Source organism: Limnohabitans sp. 2KL-1 (assembly GCF_003063435.1).
In the GTDB taxonomy this organism is placed as follows: domain Bacteria; phylum Pseudomonadota; class Gammaproteobacteria; order Burkholderiales; family Burkholderiaceae_C; genus Limnohabitans_A.
This window is the reverse complement of sequence record NZ_NESL01000008.1, coordinates 78,733-96,506: the sequence shown is the minus strand read 5'-3', so window position 1 is coordinate 96,506 and position 17,774 is coordinate 78,733. Positions and strand designations below refer to the sequence as shown.

General features: G+C 61.0%; 18 protein-coding genes. 10 read left to right on the top strand and 8 right to left on the bottom strand.

What is annotated here, in order from left to right:
- Positions 1 to 196: 196 nt before the first annotated feature.
- The 3 genes from ahpF to B9Z47_RS14800 form a co-directional block, all read right to left on the bottom strand.
- Complete coding sequence (gene ahpF, locus B9Z47_RS14810) at positions 197 to 1,747, bottom strand: alkyl hydroperoxide reductase subunit F (RefSeq protein WP_108332052.1); 1,551 nt, start codon at positions 1,745 to 1,747, stop codon at positions 197 to 199.
- Between the two features lie 237 nt (positions 1,748 to 1,984).
- Positions 1,985 to 2,548 (bottom strand): alkyl hydroperoxide reductase subunit C, encoded by a 564-nt coding sequence (gene ahpC, locus B9Z47_RS14805; protein WP_108311844.1) that lies wholly within the window; start codon positions 2,546 to 2,548, stop codon positions 1,985 to 1,987.
- A 127-nt stretch (positions 2,549 to 2,675) separates the two neighbouring features.
- A complete protein-coding gene (locus B9Z47_RS14800) occupies positions 2,676 to 3,098 on the bottom strand; it encodes a DUF423 domain-containing protein (RefSeq protein ID WP_158271700.1) in 423 nt (140 codons plus the stop codon).
- Between the two features lie 136 nt (positions 3,099 to 3,234).
- Here B9Z47_RS14800 and B9Z47_RS14795 point away from each other — a divergent pair, with 136 nt between their 5' ends.
- On the top strand, positions 3,235 to 3,363 hold the full coding sequence (locus B9Z47_RS14795; RefSeq protein ID WP_199226421.1) for a DUF3149 domain-containing protein: 129 nt from the start codon (positions 3,235 to 3,237) through the stop codon (positions 3,361 to 3,363).
- A 29-nt stretch (positions 3,364 to 3,392) separates the two neighbouring features.
- Here B9Z47_RS14795 and cfa read toward each other — a convergent pair whose 3' ends face one another.
- A complete protein-coding gene (gene cfa / locus B9Z47_RS14790) occupies positions 3,393 to 4,562 on the bottom strand; it encodes a cyclopropane fatty acyl phospholipid synthase (RefSeq protein ID WP_108331999.1) in 1,170 nt (389 codons plus the stop codon).
- Positions 4,563 to 4,767: 205 nt separating this feature from the next.
- Here cfa and B9Z47_RS14785 point away from each other — a divergent pair, with 205 nt between their 5' ends.
- From B9Z47_RS14785 to B9Z47_RS14775, 3 genes are all read left to right on the top strand, one after another.
- The gene (locus tag B9Z47_RS14785; RefSeq protein WP_108331998.1) at positions 4,768 to 5,526 is read left to right on the top strand and encodes a 3-hydroxyacyl-CoA dehydrogenase; all 759 of its coding nucleotides are present in this window, start codon (positions 4,768 to 4,770) and stop codon (positions 5,524 to 5,526) included.
- 120 nt (positions 5,527 to 5,646) lie between these two features.
- A complete protein-coding gene (locus B9Z47_RS14780) occupies positions 5,647 to 5,913 on the top strand; it encodes a type II toxin-antitoxin system Phd/YefM family antitoxin (RefSeq protein WP_108331997.1) in 267 nt (88 codons plus the stop codon).
- Positions 5,910 to 6,236 (top strand): type II toxin-antitoxin system RelE/ParE family toxin, encoded by a 327-nt coding sequence (locus B9Z47_RS14775; protein WP_108331996.1) that lies wholly within the window; start codon positions 5,910 to 5,912, stop codon positions 6,234 to 6,236. Before B9Z47_RS14780 ends, B9Z47_RS14775 begins: the two co-directional genes overlap by 4 nt.
- 51 nt (positions 6,237 to 6,287) lie before the next feature.
- On the opposite strand, the gene B9Z47_RS19130 is transcribed toward B9Z47_RS14775, so the two are convergent.
- Positions 6,288 to 6,419, bottom strand: coding sequence for a hypothetical protein (locus B9Z47_RS19130; protein ID WP_255418471.1), 132 nt, complete (start codon positions 6,417 to 6,419; stop codon positions 6,288 to 6,290).
- A gap of 80 nt (positions 6,420 to 6,499) precedes the next feature.
- Between B9Z47_RS19130 and B9Z47_RS14765 the strand changes: the two genes are divergently transcribed.
- The 3 genes from B9Z47_RS14765 to B9Z47_RS14755 all read left to right on the top strand — a co-directional run bounded on the left by B9Z47_RS14765 (position 6,500) and on the right by B9Z47_RS14755 (position 10,371).
- Positions 6,500 to 7,078: an HD domain-containing protein gene (locus B9Z47_RS14765; RefSeq protein WP_108331995.1), complete on the top strand. Its 579-nt coding sequence runs from the start codon at positions 6,500 to 6,502 to the stop codon at positions 7,076 to 7,078.
- Between the two features lie 258 nt (positions 7,079 to 7,336).
- Positions 7,337 to 9,190 (top strand): gamma-glutamyltransferase family protein, encoded by a 1,854-nt coding sequence (locus B9Z47_RS14760; RefSeq protein ID WP_233253828.1) that lies wholly within the window; start codon positions 7,337 to 7,339, stop codon positions 9,188 to 9,190.
- A gap of 197 nt (positions 9,191 to 9,387) precedes the next feature.
- Positions 9,388 to 10,371, top strand: coding sequence for a tripartite tricarboxylate transporter substrate binding protein (locus tag B9Z47_RS14755; protein ID WP_108331993.1), 984 nt, complete (start codon positions 9,388 to 9,390; stop codon positions 10,369 to 10,371).
- A gap of 89 nt (positions 10,372 to 10,460) precedes the next feature.
- On the opposite strand, the gene acs is transcribed toward B9Z47_RS14755, so the two are convergent.
- Entirely contained in the window at positions 10,461 to 12,422 is a 1,962-nt protein-coding gene (gene acs, locus B9Z47_RS14750) for an acetate--CoA ligase (protein WP_108331992.1), read from the bottom strand.
- 173 nt (positions 12,423 to 12,595) lie between these two features.
- On the opposite strand from acs, the gene B9Z47_RS14745 reads away from it, so the two are divergent.
- The 3 genes from B9Z47_RS14745 (at position 12,596) to murI (ending at position 15,784) form a co-directional block, all read left to right on the top strand.
- Complete coding sequence (locus B9Z47_RS14745) at positions 12,596 to 13,195, top strand: TIGR00645 family protein (RefSeq protein ID WP_108331991.1); 600 nt, start codon at positions 12,596 to 12,598, stop codon at positions 13,193 to 13,195.
- 77 nt (positions 13,196 to 13,272) lie between these two features.
- Entirely contained in the window at positions 13,273 to 14,826 is a 1,554-nt protein-coding gene (locus B9Z47_RS14740; RefSeq protein WP_108331990.1) for a fumarate hydratase, read from the top strand.
- 88 nt (positions 14,827 to 14,914) lie between these two features.
- On the top strand, positions 14,915 to 15,784 hold the full coding sequence (gene murI, locus B9Z47_RS14735; RefSeq protein ID WP_108331989.1) for a glutamate racemase: 870 nt from the start codon (positions 14,915 to 14,917) through the stop codon (positions 15,782 to 15,784).
- Positions 15,785 to 15,812: 28 nt separating this feature from the next.
- On the opposite strand, the gene B9Z47_RS14730 is transcribed toward murI, so the two are convergent.
- Both B9Z47_RS14730 and B9Z47_RS14725 read right to left on the bottom strand, forming a co-directional pair.
- Complete coding sequence (locus B9Z47_RS14730) at positions 15,813 to 17,120, bottom strand: MFS transporter (RefSeq protein WP_108331988.1); 1,308 nt, start codon at positions 17,118 to 17,120, stop codon at positions 15,813 to 15,815.
- 11 nt (positions 17,121 to 17,131) lie between these two features.
- Positions 17,132 to 17,764 carry a DUF6806 family protein gene (locus B9Z47_RS14725; protein WP_108331987.1) on the bottom strand — a complete coding sequence of 211 codons (633 nt, stop codon included), beginning with the start codon at positions 17,762 to 17,764 and terminating at the stop codon, positions 17,132 to 17,134.
- Between the last annotated feature and the right edge of the window lie 10 nt (positions 17,765 to 17,774).

Genomic DNA, 17,774 nt, shown 5'->3' with positions numbered 1-17,774 from the left:
AGCCGATCGAGAGCGAAAAAGTTGGAAGAGGACACCACACTCGGCGGTCGGGCTGGTGGTTTTTGTGTGGGAGGCTGCCCTTGCAGCCGAATGCCTTAATGGGCAAAAACCAAGCATTCGCGAGCAGAGGCTCGCTCCCACAAGGGCTCCAGCCAAGCGTCCGGTGTCAGCCTCGCGACTGACAGCCGGCAACCGATCACGAACGGATCAGGTGATCAAACGCGCTCAATGCGGCCTTGGCCCCCTCGCCTGCGGCGATCACGATCTGCTTGTAGGGCACCGTGGTGCAGTCACCGGCCGCGAACACGCCGGGCACATTGGTGTGGCCCTTAGCGTCCACCATGATCTCGCCAAACTTGGAGAGTTCTACCGTGCCCTTCAAGAACTCGGTGTTGGGCACCAAGCCGATTTGCACGAACACGCCCGCCAATTCGACATGGTGCTCGGTGCCCGTCGCACGGTCCTTGTAGCGGATGCCGTTGACCTTGCTGCCGTCGCCTGTGATCTCGGTCGTTTGGGCGTTGGTGTGCACTGTCACGTTGGGCAGGCTGTGGAGCTTTTTCACCAGCACCGCGTCGGCCTTGAGTTGCTCGGCAAACTCGATCACGGTGACGTGTTCCACGATACCGGCCAAATCAATCGCCGCCTCGATGCCGGAGTTGCCGCCGCCGATCACGGCCGTGCGCTTGCCCTTGAACAGCGGGCCGTCGCAATGCGGGCAATAGGCCACGCCCTTGTTTTTGTACTCGGCTTCGCCGGGCACATTCACATTGCGCCAGCGGGCACCGGTCGACAAGATCACGGTCTTGGCCTTGAGCGTCGCACCGTTTTCCATCTGGATGTGCACCAAGCCGTCTGCCCCGGCGGGGGTCAGCTTGTCCGCCCGCTGCAGGTTCATGATGTCCACGCCGTAGTGGCGCACCTGGGCTTCGAGCGCGGCGGCAAACTTGGGACCATCGGTCTCCAGCACCGAGATGTAGTTCTCGATCGCCATGGTGTCGTTGGTCTGGCCGCCAAAACGCTCGGCGGCCACGCCCACGCGGATGCCTTTGCGGGCTGCATACACGGCAGCCGCTGCACCTGCGGGGCCACCGCCCACGATCAGCACTTCATACGGGTCTTTGGCGTCCAACTTGGCTGCTTCGCGCTTCGCTGCGCCCGTGTCGAGCTTGGCCACGATTTCTTCCACGCTCATGCGGCCCGAGCCGAACACCTGGCCATTCAAAAAGACCATGGGCACCGCCATGATCTGGCGTTCTTCGACTTCTTTCTGGAAGGCACCGCCTTCGATCACCACGGTCTTGACCTTGGGGTTGAAGATGGCCATGAGCGACAGGGCCTGCACCACGTCAGGGCAGTTGTGGCAGCTCAAAGACATGTAGACCTCAAAGCTGAAGTCGCCGTCCAGGGCTTTGATGGCGTCGATCACTTCAGGCTCCACTTTGGGCGGATGGCCACCCGTCCAGAGCAATGCCAAGACCAAGGAAGTGAACTCGTGGCCCAGCGGCAAACCGGCAAAGCGCACGCCTTCGGTTTCACCCTCGCGCACCACCACAAAAGACGGCTTGCGAGCGTCGTTGCCCGTGGTGTCGAGGGTGACCTTGTCGGACAGGCCCACGATGGTGTCCAGCAGACTCTTCATGTCGGTGCCGGTTTCGCTGTCGTCCAGCGACGCGATCAGGCGGATCGGCTGGCGCAGCAAGGCCAGATATTGCTGTAATTGGGCTTTGAGGGTGTCGTCGAGCATGGTTTTCTCCTGTTTCAGGCTGCACACATCCCAGACCCGCGCTTGTGGCGAGGCCTTGGAAAAAGGGTTTGGTGGGAATCGCTGAGGGCAACGCACGCACGGCTTGTGGCCTGTGTGCGCTGCGCTCAACGCCCTGCATTGCAGGGGTCTTGTAGGAGCTTGCCCTGCAAGCGATCAGGGGTCGATCGCGAGCAAGGGCCAGCAGGGCTGGCTCCTACAGGAAGGCTGCTGGCAGGATCAGATCTTGCCGACCAGGTCGATGGAAGGAGCCAAAGTCTTGGCGCCTTCTTTCCACTTGGCGGGGCACACTTGGCCGGGGTTGGCGGCGGTGTACTGGGCAGCGGTCAGCTTGCGCAGGGTTTCCGACACGTCACGGGCGATTTCGTTGGAATGGATTTCCAAGGTCTTGATGGTCAACTCGGGGTTGATGATGAAGGTGCCGCGCAGTGCCAGGCCTTCTTCTTCGATGTGCACGCCAAAAGCGCGTGTCAGGGCGTGTGTAGGGTCACCGACCAATGGGAACTTGGCCTTGCCCACCGCAGGCGATGTCTCGTGCCAGACTTTGTGCGAGAAGTGCGTGTCGGTGGTGATGATGTAGACCTCGGCACCGGCTTTCTGGAAAGCAGCGTAGTTGTCAGCCGCGTCTTCGATTTCTGTAGGGCAGTTGAAGGTGAAAGCCGCTGGCATGAAGATGAACACGTTCCACTTGCCTTTGAGGCTTTGCTCGGTCACTTCGATGAATTTGCCGTTGTGGAAGGCTTGGGTTTTGAAAGGCTGAACTTGCGTGTTAATCAGGGACATGGTCATTTCCTTGGGTTGGTTTAAAAAAACTATCGAATGAGAAAACTCATTGGTAGCAATCATAATTCAGCCTAGGGTTTTCACTCATGAGTAGTTTTTATGGAGCCGATAGGCAAAACCTTCGGCTTCAAGCCGCGCCGGTTTTGCTGCCGCGTCGGCTGATGAAACCTGCGCCCAGACTCAGCCAGGCCAGTATCCAGGCCGCGCCCCCCCAGGGCACCGCCACGCGCAAAGCGTCAAAACCCAGCACATGCCGCGCATACAGGTTGAAGCTGAACAGCAGCAAACCGGCCAGCATGAGCCAACCGGCCGCCAGCCACCAGCGCGAACAGCCACACACCCAAACGACCAGTCCGGTGATCAACAAACCCAAAGAATGAAATTGCTGCTGGCTCAAGGCGGTCTGCACCGCTGTGGGCACGCCCCCGGCAAAGACAGGCAAGTGCGCAAACGCGGCGCTGAACACCACGCTGGTGCAGGCACTGAGCGCCCCCAGACTCAAAAAAATCCGGGCGGACACAGACAAAGAAAGCGTCGAAAAGGCGGTCATGTCGGGCGAAGCTCCAGGCTGAAAAAAGACAAAGCGCATTGAAGCACGGCTTCGCGCCCGGTTCTTGACTTGCATCAGCGCTTTTTCAGGCCATTGGGGGCACAGTGAACTGTCAAAACCAACAAAAGGAAGCCCCATGAAAATGTTGATCGACCTGTTTTCCACCGACTACGGCCTGATGAGCCTGGCCGTGATCGTCATCGTGTTGCTGATGGCCGCCTTTTTTGTGCGCATGTTCGTGCACAAGATGAACCACAACGAGTAAAAAAACCACCGGGCTGGCCCGGCGGTCGGTCACATCAGTGGCCTGCGGTAGCCTCCGGCGTGGCCCCGTGGCGACAACACCACCTGCCACAACTGGTTGTCACGGGCGCGGAAAGTGCCTGCGCAACACAGCAGGTAATAACGCCACATGCGGTAAAAGCGTTCGCCGTAATGGGCTTTCAACTCGGGCCAGGCCGCTTCAAAACGCGCGTGCCAGGCCATCAGCGTTTTGTCGTAGTCTTCGCCAAAGTTGTGCCAATCCTCCAGGACAAACGTGTCTTCGCTGTAGAAAGCAATCTCCGATGCCGAGGGCAGCACCCCATTGGGGAAAATGTATTTCTCGATCCACGGATCGATCCCGGCCCCGGCGCGGTTTTTGCCAATGGTGTGCAGCAAAAACAGGCCATCGTCGCGCAGGCTGCGCCTGACCATGTCGAAGTAGGTCCGGTAGTTTTTGTGGCCCACATGCTCGAACATGCCGACTGAAGCCACCCGGTCAAAACGCTGCTCACCCTGCGGGTTGAACTGCCGGTAATCGGACAGCTCAAAGCGCACGGGCAAGTCCCGCGCCTTTTCCATGCCCAACCGGGCTTGTTCCCTGGAAACGGTCAGCCCCACGCACTCGACGCGGTAATGGCGGGCCGCAAACAGCATCAAGCTGCCCCAGCCACAGCCAATGTCCAGCAGCGTCATGCCCGGCTGAAGCTGCAGCTTCTGGCAAATCAGGTCCAGCTTGGCCTCTTGTGCCTGCCCCAGCGTTTGGGCCACCGGCCAATAAGCACAGCTGTAGGCCATGGACGGGTCCAGCATGGCTTCGTACAAATCGTTGCCCAGGTCGTAATGCAATTGCCCCACCTGCCAGGCGCGCTGCTGCGACTGCAGATTGGTCAAGCGTGCTTTCAAGGAGGCCCACAGCCAGCCCGCACGCCCCACCTGCTCGTCCAGCCGTGCCCGCAAGATGCGGGTGATGAACTCGTCCAGCTGATCGCAATCCCACCAGCCATCGACATAGCTCTCGCCCAGCCCCAGACTGCCGCGCGACAGGATGCGGTCGAAGGTGTCCGGATGGTGCACCCGCATGTCCCAAGGCCTGTACCCCCCCAGGTGGATGCCCGCCGAATCAAGCAACTCGGACGCGCGACGCCAGTTGTCGTCCACGGGTAATGAACCCTGTTTGTCCCACGCAATGTCTGATGCCATGCCGATCTCCTCCGTTGAATCGCCCCGGTCAAGTGACCCCCAGTGCAGTCCATGCTAGGCGGGAGCAAAGGGCAAAACTATCCAAGCTTCAAAGTAGTCCACTACCTTGAAACCCGTAATGCCGGACGCCGCTGTCAGGTCAGCCGCTGGGGCCCATGTGCATAATTGACGTTGACGTAACGTCAATCACATTCAGGAGATCAACATGGACATTCAAGGCAAGGTTTTCATCGTCACCGGCGGCGCTTCGGGCCTGGGCGAAGGCACGGCGCGCATGCTGGCGGCCAACGGCGGCAAAGTCGTGATCGCCGACATGCAGGCCGAAAAAGGCGAAGCTGTGGCCAAAGAACTGGGCGGCGCTTTCGTCAAGTGCGACGTGAGCAACGAAGCCGACGGCCAGGCCGTGGTGACCCAAGCGGTGTCGATGGGCAAACTCATGGGCCTGGTCAACTGCGCAGGCATTGCCCCGGCCGAAAAAACCGTGGGCAAAAACGGCGCACACAGCCTGGCCGTTTACACCAAGACCATCATGGTCAACCTGGTGGGCACCTTCAACATGATCCGCCTGGCCTCTGAAGCCATGTGCAAAAACGAGCCAGAAGCCACAGGCGAGCGCGGCGTGCTGATCAGCACCGCCAGCGTGGCCGCCTACGACGGCCAGATCGGCCAGGCCGCTTATGCCGCGTCCAAGGGCGGCGTGGTCGGCATGACACTGCCCATTGCCCGCGACCTGGCCCGCAACGGCATCCGCAACATGACCATTGCCCCCGGCATCTTCGGCACCCCCATGCTGTTTGGCATGCCGCAAGAAGTGCAAGACGCTCTGGCTGCAGGCGTGCCCTTCCCCAGCCGCCTGGGCAACCCGCAAGACTACGCCAAATTGGCCAAACACATCATTGAAAACGACATGCTCAACGGCGAAGTGATCCGCCTGGACGGCGCGATTCGTCTGGCTCCGAAGTGAACTGAAAGGCCACCAAGCCGACCGCAGCACGGGCGGTCGGCTGGTCATTCGAGGACAATCCGCCCATCCGGCAAGAATTTGATCTATATTTGGTCCGATCAAACTTCAAAGAGTTCCACCATGAGCCTGTCCACGCAAATCAAGCCCATCTCTTACCTCAAGAGCCATGCTGCAGAGATTGTGAAAGACTTCGCCACCAACCCGGAGCCTCTCATCATCACCCAGAACGGAGAGGCCAAGATGGTGGTCATGGACATTGCCGAATATGAAAGGCAGCAAGAAACTTTTGCGCTGCTCAAGTTGGTGTCCATGGGCCAAAAAGAACTGGCGCAAGGCCGCGTGAGCGACATGGACGCCTTTTTTGCAGAGATGGATCAACAACCATGACACGGCGCATCCAGATTCTGGATGCCGCCAAGCCTGACTTTCGGGACATTCAGCGCTACGTCATCACACGTTTTGGCCAAACCGTCTGGCAAGAGGTCAATCAAGAATTCAAAAACACACTGCGCGACATCGGGGAGCACCCCGAAAGTGGCACGCCACTGGAAGAGCTTCGGGCCCTGGGTTTGCCCCATTTCAGACAACGCCTGGTTCGCCAAACCCGTGTGATTTATGAATTCGACGACCAAACCGTGGTGGTTCACCTGTTCATCCACACACGGCGTCACTTCAGAACCCATTTGCAGCAGCGTGTTTTAAGGGACTGACACGCCTCAAGGAGACCGCTGGTCTGAGGAACTGTGGCTATCCACTGCACATCAATCGGCTGCCAGGCCCTGCGGCAAAGGCACACGCCCAATGGGTGGGCGCTCTTTGGCCCGCTCTGTGGCTTTCCACAAATCGCTTTGGGCCTGCAAAGCCAGCCAATAACCCGGGTGCGTGCCCAACATGCAAACGGTGCTCGACAAACTGGCCAGTACGCTGCCTTTGATGCAGTAACCCCCTCAATTCAACCAACGAGTGTTCTGAAATGACCCCACGCTACACCCAAGCCATCGCCCTCGCAGCACGCGCACACGAGGGCCAAAATCGCAAAGGCACCCCGATTCCCTACATCACCCACCCAGTGGCCGTGGCCGGTTTGGTGGCGCAGTTTGGCGGCGACGAAGATCAGCAAATCGCTGGTTTGTTACACGACGTGCTGGAAGATGGCGGCCCGCAGTTTGCGCCCGAAATTGCACAAATTTTCGGCCCTCGCGTGTTGGCTATGGTGGAAGGCTGCACCGATGGCGTGCCCGATGCGGCAGGCGAAAAAGCGCCGTGGGCCGAACGTAAACAAGCCTATCTGTCGCACCTGGCACAGGCCAGCGCGGATGTGCTCATGGTCAGTGGCTGCGACAAACTCAGCAATGCGCGCGCCATATTGGACGATTTGCTCAATCCGGCCATCGGCCCCCAAGTCTTTGACCGATTCACCGCCAAAAAAGAGGGAACCCTCTGGTATTACAGCGCGTTGTCACGCATCTTCACTGAGCGCCAAGCTCCGGTGGCAACCGCATTGGCTGTAACGGTGCAAGACATGCAGCGGCTGTCGGTATCAGCCCCCTGATGGCCTCCAAGCGACAGGCCCTTCGGGGCCTGTTGTCGTTTGGGCGCACTTGAACCGGCTCGATGGTGTTGGCATGAACGTTTTTTGTGGGAGCGGCGCCCTCGCCGCGATGGCGTCTCGCCAACCACCAGACATCGCCCCGAGGGCGGGGCTCCCACACGGATCGCATCGCTGATCGCCAGACCCAGGACAAGGCTTTCACTTCAAACTTCACAGGGCCGGATCCATAGAATGGCGCTGCTCACCCAAGGAGAACGCATGACAGCCACCCGGTCCCTGATCACCCTCGCCGCGCTGGCGCTTTTGGCCGCCTGCGCCAGCCCGCCCCCCGCCACCGCCCCCTCCACCGCCTGGCAGTACAGCGTGCCCGATCAACCCGAAGCGGCCAGTGGCAACACCGACAAGCCCGGGTGGGCCACGAAGAAATTTGCCGTCGCAGCGGCCAACCCGCTGGCCACCGATGCGGGCTACCAAATTCTGCGGGCCGGGGGCTCGGCGGTCGATGCTGCGATTGCGGTGCAGATGGTGCTGGGGCTGGTGGAGCCGCAGTCCAGCGGCATTGGCGGCGGTTCTTTTTTGATGCACTTTGACGGCCAGAAAGTCACCGCGCACGACGGGCGCGAAACAGCCCCAGCCGCCGCCCGCCCCGACATGCTGCTGGGCGAAGGGGGCAAACCCCTGCCGTTTGACGAGGCGGTGCTCAGCGGCCATTCGGTGGGTGTACCCGGCGCGGTGCGCATGCTCGAAGCCGTGCACCGCCAGCACGGCGTGCTGCCCTGGGCGCAGTTGTTCGCGCCCGCCATCGCCTTGGCCGAGCAAGGTTTCAAGGTCAGCCCCCGCCTGCACACGCTGCTGAAAAGTGAGCCGCACCTCAAAAAAGACCCGGTGGCCGCCGCCTACTTTTACGGCCCCCAAGGCCAAGCTTGGCCCGTCGGGCATGTCCTGAAAAACCCCGAACTGGCCCAAGTGCTGAGCCGCCTGGCCCGCGAAGGCAGCGTGGCCCTGCACGAAGGGCCGGTGGCTCAGGCCATCGTGCAGCGCACGCAGTCCGCGCCGCGCCCCGGCAGCCTGAGCTTGGCCGATTTAAAAACCTACCAAGCCAAAGAGCGCCCGGCCTTGTGCTTTGACCACACACCGCCCGCAGCGCAAGCCGATGCTAAAGCCATCACCGTGCGCAGTTACCGCATTTGCGGCTTTCCGCCACCGTCTTCGGGGGCCGTGGCCATCGGGCAAATTCTGGGGCTGCTGGGCCACACCCGGGCACAAGACCCCGAGCTACAAAACGGCCTGCCCTCGCCCGACTGGCTGCACCGCTACACCGAAGCCTCACGCCTGGCCTTTGCCGACCGGGCGCAATACCTGGGTGACCCAGACTTTGTGCACGCCCCCGCTGGCGACTGGCGCAGCCTGCTGGCCCCCGACTACCTGCGCCAACGCAGCCAGCTGATCGGCGCGCAGTCCATGAAAACCGCGCAGCCGGGCCAACCCACAGGCACCCGCACCAGTTGGGCACCCATGCCCGCGCAAACCGAATACGGCACCAGCCACATCAGCGTGGTCGATGGCCAAGGGCGCGCCGTGGCCATGACCACCACCATCGAAGCGGGTTTTGGCTCGCGCCGCATGGTCACCACCGACCCCGCCCGACCCGGCGGCTTTTTGCTCAACAACCAGCTGACCGACTTCAGCTTTGCACCGGCCGATGCCCAAGGCCGCCCCATCGCGAACCGGGTCGAGCCCGGCAAGCGCCCGCGCTCGTCGATGTCGCCCACGCTGGTGTTTGACCAGTCCACCGGCCAGCTCGTCATGAGCGGCGGCAGCCCGGGCGGGGCGCTGATCATCCACTACACCGCCAAGCTGCTGGCGGGCACGCTGCACTGGGGGCTGAACGCACAACAAGCCGTCAACCTGCCCAACTTTGGCTCTCTGAACGGCCCCACCCTGCTCGAAGAAAAACGCTTTCCGGCCAGCACAGTCGACGCCCTCAAAGCCCGGGGCCACGAGGTGCGCGAGATGGACATGACCAGCGGTCTGCAAGCCATCGAACGCACACCCACCGGCTGGTTTGGCGGTGCCGACCCGCGCCGCGAGGGTGTGGTGATGGGCGACTGAACACAAGCGCCAGCCTTTGTGCTGGCAAGCCTTGGGCTTGCCGCTGTGGGAGCGAGCCCCTGCTCGCCAATGGAAGTCCCACAAGTGACGGCAAATGCATCCGCTCAAGGTTTGCCCTCTTGTCGGCTTGGGCCAGTTCTTTTTGAATCAGAGGGTCTACAGCAGGCACCAACCACTGCCCCCTTAAGGAGAACGCATTGAAAGCACCCCACACGAGCCGCCGAAGTTTTGTACAGGCCACGGCAGCAGCAGCCGCTGTGGCGGTCTGGCCGCAACTGGCGCAAGCCCAGGCCTTTCCGGCCAAACCCATCAAGCTGATCTGCCCCTGGCCTGCCGGCGGCTCCAGCGACGCGGTCATGCGCGCCCTGGCCGAAAGCGCCGGGAAAGCGCTGGGCAGCCAGGTCATCATTGAAAACAAGCCCGGCGCCAGCGGCATGCTCGGCCCCAACGAGTTGGTACGCGCCGCACCCGACGGCTACACGCTGTCGCAGTTCACCATCGGTGTGGCCCGCCTGCCGCACATGCAAAAAATGCAGTTCGACCCGCTCAAGGACTTCACCTACATTGCCTGCCTGACCGGCTACACCTTCGGCATCGTGGTCAAGGCCGACTCGCCGTTCAAAACCATCAAAGATTTGGTGGACTACGCCAAAGCCAATCCCGACAAGTTCACCTATGGCTCGACCGGCAACGGCACCACGCCGCACCTGGCCGTCGAAGAGTTTGCGGGCAAGGCCGGCATCAAACTCTCACATGTGCCATTCAAAGGCAGCTCGGACGGCCTGCAGGCCCTGCTGGGCGGTCACATCAACGCCCACAGCGACGCCACCGGCTGGGCACCGCATGTCGAAGCGGGCACCCTGCGCCTGCTGGCCACCTACGGCAGCAAGCGCACCAAGCGCTGGCCCAACGTGCCCACGCTCAATGAGCTGGGTTACGACACCGTGTCGGATTCACCATTTGGCATCGGCGGCCCCAAAGGCATGGACCCGGCCGTGGTCAAAAAACTGCACGACGCCTTCAAAAAGACGCTGGAAGACCCGGCCGTGCTGGCCAGCTTCGACAAATACGACCAGTCGGTGATCTACATGGGCACCGAGGAATACACCAAGTTCATCCGCGAGACCTTCCAAAAGGAGAAAGTCACGATCGAGCGGCTGGGGCTGGCGATGAAGGGCTGAGCATCTTTGATGTCCACAAAAGAAGAAAGGCAGCCTAGGCTGCCTTTCTTCTTTTTTACCGAGTACAACGGGCGCGCAGCCCGCAGGCATCAATAAGCCTGACCTAGCTGACCCAGGATGGCGGGGTTCTCCAGTGTCGAGATGTCCTGCGTGATCTCTTCGCCTTTGGCCAGCGAGCGCAGCAGGCGGCGCATGATCTTGCCCGAACGGGTCTTGGGCAGGTTCTCGCCAAAGCGGATGTCCTTGGGCTTGGCGATGGGGCCGATTTCCTTGGCGATGTGGTCGCGCAGTTGCTTGGCAATCGCTTTGCCTTCGTCGCCATTGGGCAGTGCACGCTTGAGCACCACGAAGGCGCAAATCGCCTCACCCGTCGTGTCGTCAGGGCGGCCCACCACAGCGGCTTCGGCCACCAGCTCGGTGCAGCTGACCAGGGCCGATTCGATTTCCATCGTGCCCATGCGGTGACCCGACACGTTCAGCACATCGTCGATGCGGCCGGTGATGGTGAAGTAACCGGTTTTCTCGTCGCGGATCGCGCCGTCGCCAGCCAAGTAGTACTTGCCCTTGAAGTCTTCAGGGTAGTAGCTCTTCTTGAAGCGCTCAGGGTCGCCCCAGATGTTGCGGATCATGGAAGGCCATGGGCGCTTGACGACCAAAATGCCGCCTTGGCCATTGGGCATGTCGTCACCGGTTTCGCTCACGATAGCGGCCTGGATACCGGGGAACGGCAGTGTGCAAGAACCGGGCACCATGGGCGTGACGCCAGGCAGCGGGGTGATCATGTGGCCACCGGTTTCGGTTTGCCAGAAGGTGTCGACGATGGGGCAATTGCCGCCACCGACGTGCTGGTGGTACCACTCCCATGCGGCAGGGTTGATCGGCTCGCCGACCGAACCCAGCAAACGCAGGCTGGAGAGGTCGTAACTCTTGGGGTGCACCGCATCGTTGGCTTCAGCGGCTTTGATCAGCGAGCGGATGGCGGTGGGCGCGGTGTAGAAGATGGTAGCTTTGTGGTCCTGAATCATCTTCCAGAAGCGGCCAGCGTCGGGGTATGTGGGCACGCCTTCGAACACGATTTCGGTGCCGCCCAAAGCCAGGGGGCCGTAGGTGATGTAGGTGTGGCCTGTGACCCAACCGATGTCGGCGGTGCACCAGAACACGTCGTCTGCCTTCAGGTCGAAGGTCCATTTTGTGGTCAAAGCGGCATGCAGCAAATAGCCGCCGGTGCTGTGTTGCACGCCTTTGGGCTTGCCGGTGGAGCCCGATGTGTAGAGCAAGAACAAAGGGTGCTCTGCGCTCACCCACTCTGGCTCGCAGGTGGTGGCCTGTTGGTCGGCCACGTCGGCCATCCACAGGTCACGGCCTGCGGTCATGGCGATCTCGGAACCCGAGCGCTTGACGACCAGCACGTTCTTGATGGCCTCGCAGCCACCCAAAGACAGGGCTTCATCAACGATGGACTTCAAAGGCAGTTGCTTGCCACCGCGCACTTGGTGGTCAGCGGTGATGACGGCGACAGCGCCGGTGTCTTCGATGCGGTCACGCAGCGACTGGGCAGAGAAGCCACCGAACACCACCGAGTGGGTGGCGCCGATGCGGGCGCAAGCTTGCATGGCGGCCACGCCGTCAATCGACATGGAGATGTAGATGACCACGCGGTCACCCTTTTGGATGCCCAGGGATTTGAGCGCGTTGGCGTATTGGCAGGTCTTGGCCAGCAACTGGCTGTAGGTGACTTTGGTCACTTCGCCGCCATCGGCTTCAAAAATGATGGCGGTCTTGTCGCCTAGGCCTTTTTCAACGTTGCGGTCCAGGCAGTTGTAAGAAGCGTTCAAAGTGCCGTCTTCGAACCACTTGAAGAAAGGCGCGTTGGATTCGTCGAGCACCTTGGTGAAAGGCGTCTTCCAGGTGATCAGCTCTTTGGCAAGACGGCCCCAAAAACCTTGGTAGTCGGTTTCGGCTTCTTTGCACAGTGCCTGGTAGGCGGCCATGCCGGAAATATTCGCGTTTTTGACGAAGTCTGCGCTGGGTTGGTAAATGGTGGCACTCATCTGATTTGTCTCCTCAATGACAGGGCGTTTTTTGAAACTGCTGCAAATGTCGGCGTTCGCTCTTACAAAGCACTGACTGACATCAGACTTGCACGGCCTTCACACGGAAGCAATGATCTAAGCCCTAAAATCCGGGTTTGCCCGAAGTCGCGGACTTCCCACTCAGGAAAATCATGTCCAAACCCAATCCCTCACAAAAAAATTCCTTGAGCCCTCTGAGCAGTTTCATCTTCGCCAGCCGATGGTTGCAATTGCCTTTGTACCTGGGCCTGATTGCTGCGCAAGCGGTGTATGTGTTCCATTTCTGGGTGGAGCTGGTGCATTTGCTGGAAGCCGCCTTTGGCAGTCAGACCGCACTGCAAGCTTTGGTCAGCAGCATTGGTTACAAAGCCGATGTGCAGCTGACCGCCCTGAACGAAACCGTGATCATGTTGGTCGTGCTTGCGCTGATTGACGTGGTCATGATCTCCAACTTGCTGATCATGGTCATCGTGGGCGGTTACGAAACCTTTGTCTCGCGCCTGAACCTGGAGGGCCACCCAGACCAACCTGAATGGCTGAGCCATGTCAACGCCTCGGTGCTCAAGGTCAAGCTGGGCACAGCCATCATCGGCATCAGCTCGATCCACCTGCTCAAGACCTTCATCAACGCCGCCAACTACGACGAAAAAGTGCTGATGTGGCAGACCCTCATCCACATGGCTTTCCTGCTCAGCGCCATCGCCATTGCCTACGCTGACCGCCTGATGTCGCACCACGACAAGGCCCACTGAGCACCTCACAGCGCCCTACAGCGCCCAACAGCGCCTGACAACACCTGGTTTTTGATTTTCACGGGACCCACACCACCATGACCACACTGATCAAACAAGACGACCTGATCGAATCCGTCGCCGCCGCGCTGCAGTACATCAGCTACTACCACCCGGCTGACTTCATCTCGCACCTGGCCAGCGCTTATGAGCGCGAGCAAAGCCCGGCCGCCAAGGACGCGATTGCGCAGATCCTGACCAACAGCAAGATGAGCGCCTTCGGCCACCGCCCGATTTGCCAGGACACGGGCATCGTGAACGTGTTCCTTGAAGTGGGCATGGATGTGAAGTTCGACGGCTTCACCGGCAGCCTGGAAGACGCAGTCAACGAAGGCGTGCGCCGTGGCTACAACTATGCCGACAACATGCTGCGTGCATCGGTCGTGTCGGACCCGCACTTCAACCGCAAAAACACCAAGGACAACACCCCTGCTGTGATCTTCACCAAGATCGTGCCCGGCCACCATGTGCACGTGACCGTAGCCGCCAAAGGCGGCGGCAGCGAAAACAAGTCCAAGTTGATCATGCTCAACCCCGGCGACAGCATCGTGGACTGGGTGCTCAAAACCGTGCCCACCATGGGTGCTGGCTGGTGCCCGCCCGGCATGCTGGGCATCGGCATTGGCGGCACGGCCGAAAAAGCGGTGCTGCTGGCCAAAGAAAGCTTGATGGACGACCTGGACATGTACCAGCTGCTCGAAAAATCCAGCAAGGGCGAAAAGCTCGACCAAGTCGAAGAAATGCGCCTGGAGCTGTACCACAAGGTCAACGCCTTGGGCATTGGCGCGCAGGGCTTGGGCGGTCTCACCACCGTGCTCGACATCAAGATCAAGATGTACCCCACCCACGCGGCCAGCAAGCCTGTGGCCATGATCCCCAACTGCGCCGCCACGCGCCACGCGCACTTTGTGCTCGACGGCTCAGGCCCCACTTATTTGGAAGCGCCTTCGCTGGACCTGTGGCCCAACGTGGGCTGGACGGCCGACACCGAGAAAAGCCAGCGCGTGGACCTGAACACCCTGACACCCGAGCAAGTCGCTGCCTGGAAACCTGGCCAGACCCTGTTGCTCAACGGCAAGATGCTCACCGGCCGTGACGCTGCGCACAAACGCATCCAGGACATGCTGGCCAAGGGCGAAAAACTGCCCGTGGACTTCACCAACCGCGTGATCTATTACGTGGGCCCGGTGGACCCCGTGGGCGACGAGGCCGTGGGCCCCGCAGGCCCCACTACAGCCACCCGCATGGACGGCTTCACCGAGATGATGCTGGCCAACACCGGCCTGATCGCCATGATCGGCAAGGCCGAGCGCGGCCCGGTCGCCATCGAAGCCATCAAGAAGCACAAGAGCGCTTACCTGATGGCCGTGGGCGGTGCGGCCTACCTCGTGTCCAAAGCCATCAAGCACGCCCAGGTCGTGGGCTTTGCCGACATGGGCATGGAAGCCATCTACGAATTTGACGTGGTGGACATGCCCGTGACGGTGGCAGTGGACGCGGGCGGCACCAGCGCCCACATCACGGGACCTGCCGAATGGCAAAAGCGCATCGCCACCGGCGAGTTCAAGGGCATTGGCGTGACGGCTGGCTGATGGGCCACTTTGATGGGCCACTTGCCAGAAAGGCCGCTGACGCGGCCTTTTTTTCAAATGCACACCGCTTTGCACGAACTGCCCTGACATGAGCGCAGCGTCTTCGCACCCCATCGGGGTCTTCGACAGCGGCATTGGCGGCCTGAGCGTGTTGCAGGCGCTGCAAAGCGCGCTGCCCCACGAGCATTTCGTGTACCTGGCCGACAACGCCCACGCGCCTTACGGTGAAAAAACCGATCTGTTTGTGCGGCAACGCACGCACGCCATTGCCGATCATTTGATGGCGCAACACCAGATCAAGGCGCTGGTGGTGGCCTGCAATACTGCTACCGCAGCGGCCATCCATGAGCTGCGCACCCGGCACCCACTGCTGCCGCTGGTGGGGGTCGAGCCCGCCCTCAAACCCGCCGTGGCCTTGAGCCAGACGGGCCACATTGGGGTGATCGCCACCCGGGGCACCGTGGCCAGTGACAAATTTGCGCGTTTGCTCGACTCGGTACAGGGCCAAGCCAAATTCACGGTGCAAGCCTGCAACGGCCTGGCCCTGGCCATTGAGCAAAGCACCCTGCCCGGCTCAGCCGAAGAAGCCAAAGAAGCCGAAGGACGGATCGCCGCACTGCTGGCGCAATACACCTCGGCCATGGGCGCTTTTGGCCCAGGCCCAGGCCAGATGGACACGCTGGTGCTGGGCTGCACCCATTACGTTTTTGTGGAAAAGCCACTGAGGGCGCTGCTGGGGCCCGATGTGCAACTGGTATCTACCGGTGAGGCCGTGGCCCGGCAAACACGGCGCTTGCTGGAGGCCGCCGGCCTGCTGCGTCATGGCCCGGCACCCGCATCGGCCGCGCAACGCATGAGCTTGTTCACCACAGGTGACTTGCACGGCCTTCAGGCAGCATCCCAACGCTGGCTGGGTCTGCCACATGCGGCATGCCACAAAGCGCCAACCCAAGTTTGAAGGCGCGGCCCAACGGGCGCGGTCTGGATCAGTCTGCGCCCTGCCCCAGCGCCATGCGACGCCCTCGCGCCACATTGACCGGCATCAGCAACACCAGGCCCAGCACAAACAACAGGGAGGTGGAGCCGATGGCCAGACGCTGGTTGCCACCGCTCAGCCAAGTGATCAGGCCATAGCTCAAAGGCCCAAGGATGCTGGCCAGTCGAATGGCAAAAGTCCACAAACCAAAAAACTCACCCAAGCGATGCGGCGGCACCATCAGGCCGGCCATGGCACGCCCAGAAGACTGGCTGGAGCCCATGCACACCCCGGCAATGGCCGCAGCCCACCAGAAGACCTCTTTGGTGCTGGAAAAGGCCGCGATCAAACAGGTCAGGATCCAGCCCAGCAAGGTCAGCGCCAAAGCCAGCTTGTGGCCAATACGGTCCTGGGCGTAGCCAAACACAAAGGCACCGACAAAGGCGGCGATGTTGAGCACAAAAATCAACACCATGGTCTCTTGCGGCTGAAACCCAATCACCTGCTCGGCGTAAATGGCCGCCAGTGAGATCGCCACCGCCACCCCACCTTGATAAGCCACCGCACAGGCCATCAGGCTGACGAAGTCCTTGTAAGGACGTGCATTGCGCAAGGTCTGCCGCAGTTGCCGCAGACTTTGCAACATGCCCACCACCGGTGCATCGGGCAAAGGCGGTGAATGCTCACGCAGCAAGGCAAACGTCACGCAGGCCGCGCCGCCATAAACCAGCGCTGTGATCAGCATGGTCACCGGCACAAACTGGCTGCCACTTTCGCCCCGCGACTGGGCGGCCAGCACGTACGCCAGGCAAACACCCAGCGTCAGCATGCCGCCGATGTAACCCAGCGACCAGCCCCAACCGCTGACGCGGCCCATGGCCTCAGGTTTGGCCAATTCGGGCAAGAAAGAAGCGGTCAGCGACTCGCCATAAGAAAAGAAAGTGTTGGAAAGGATCAACAAGCCCAGCCCCAAAGCCACCTGCCCTGGCCCAACCAGCGCCAGCGCAGCGGTGCTCAGCACGCAAGCGGCCGTCACGACCATCAACAAACGCTTCTTGCCCGCCGTGCGGTCTGCCCATGCCCCCAGGCCTGGCATGGTCAGCATCACGATGGCATAGGACACGCTCAGGCCAGCGGTCCAGGCCAGCGTGGCCCAATCAGCGCCTTGCGCCACACCGCCCACAAAATAAGCGGCAAACACCGCCGTGATGACCACCGTGGTGTAACCCGAATTGGCGAAGTCGTACATCGCCCAGCCAAACACCTCACGCAGCCGAACACCGGGGTTCAGGGCGTCGCGCGTCAACAAGGACTTCATGACGCTGAGCTTCAGTGCAAATGACGCGGGCGGCGACCGCTGCCGCCGTGGCCACCACTGCCGTTGCCACCCGAGCCCTTGGGCGGCTTGCCCAGCTCCAGCGAGCTGACCAGGTTTTCAAAGCGCTGACTGAACAGTTTGTCAATTTCGGCCACCACACCCGACAACTCGGCACCGTCAAAGTGGCGCTCCATCATGTTGACCACATCGTGGATCAACAGGTCGCGCTGGGCCTGCATGATGGCCCCCGGATCGGGTCCGACAAACAGCATCACGAAATCGTCGCGCGATTCGGCTCCGCTGGCTTCGTCCTCATCGTCGAATTCGGTGTCGTAAAAAGTGACCTCGATTTGCGTACCCGAGGCCGACAACTCGTTGAGGTTCATGCAAAGGTCATCCATGACCATGCGGAAATCTTCATCCCCACGCACCGTCCAGCACATTTGCAGACGCTGACTGCCGGCATCGAAGCGGATGCCAGGCTCTTCTTCGTAAAGACTGAGAGACCCCTCACTCAGGGTCCTCGCTCCTGCGTAATGCCAAAGCGGTTTGAGTGCTTCCTGAATGGATTTGATGTCGGTGCCGGGTTTGATCGGCACATCACCATGCACGTGGATTTCAAGCGGTGCGTTGTCGTGGTTCATGATGATGCTT

Coding starts and splice junctions, on each gene's coding strand:
- B9Z47_RS14765 (WP_108331995.1), top strand. CDS start 6,500: ATGACCCCACGCTACACCCAAGCCATCGCCCTCGCAGCACGCGCACAC.
- cfa (WP_108331999.1), bottom strand. CDS start 4,562: ATGGCATCAGACATTGCGTGGGACAAACAGGGTTCATTACCCGTGGAC.
- murI (WP_108331989.1), top strand. CDS start 14,915: ATGAGCGCAGCGTCTTCGCACCCCATCGGGGTCTTCGACAGCGGCATT.
- B9Z47_RS14760 (WP_233253828.1), top strand. CDS start 7,337: ATGACAGCCACCCGGTCCCTGATCACCCTCGCCGCGCTGGCGCTTTTG.
- B9Z47_RS14730 (WP_108331988.1), bottom strand. CDS start 17,120: ATGAAGTCCTTGTTGACGCGCGACGCCCTGAACCCCGGTGTTCGGCTG.
- B9Z47_RS14725 (WP_108331987.1), bottom strand. CDS start 17,764: ATGAACCACGACAACGCACCGCTTGAAATCCACGTGCATGGTGATGTG.
- B9Z47_RS14775 (WP_108331996.1), top strand. CDS start 5,910: ATGACACGGCGCATCCAGATTCTGGATGCCGCCAAGCCTGACTTTCGG.
- acs (WP_108331992.1), bottom strand. CDS start 12,422: ATGAGTGCCACCATTTACCAACCCAGCGCAGACTTCGTCAAAAACGCG.
- B9Z47_RS14800 (WP_158271700.1), bottom strand. CDS start 3,098: ATGACCGCCTTTTCGACGCTTTCTTTGTCTGTGTCCGCCCGGATTTTT.
- B9Z47_RS19130 (WP_255418471.1), bottom strand. CDS start 6,419: ATGTTGGGCACGCACCCGGGTTATTGGCTGGCTTTGCAGGCCCAAAGC.
- B9Z47_RS14740 (WP_108331990.1), top strand. CDS start 13,273: ATGACCACACTGATCAAACAAGACGACCTGATCGAATCCGTCGCCGCC.
- B9Z47_RS14795 (WP_199226421.1), top strand. CDS start 3,235: ATGAAAATGTTGATCGACCTGTTTTCCACCGACTACGGCCTGATGAGC.
- B9Z47_RS14745 (WP_108331991.1), top strand. CDS start 12,596: ATGTCCAAACCCAATCCCTCACAAAAAAATTCCTTGAGCCCTCTGAGC.
- B9Z47_RS14780 (WP_108331997.1), top strand. CDS start 5,647: ATGAGCCTGTCCACGCAAATCAAGCCCATCTCTTACCTCAAGAGCCAT.
- ahpC (WP_108311844.1), bottom strand. CDS start 2,548: ATGTCCCTGATTAACACGCAAGTTCAGCCTTTCAAAACCCAAGCCTTC.
- B9Z47_RS14785 (WP_108331998.1), top strand. CDS start 4,768: ATGGACATTCAAGGCAAGGTTTTCATCGTCACCGGCGGCGCTTCGGGC.
- ahpF (WP_108332052.1), bottom strand. CDS start 1,747: ATGCTCGACGACACCCTCAAAGCCCAATTACAGCAATATCTGGCCTTG.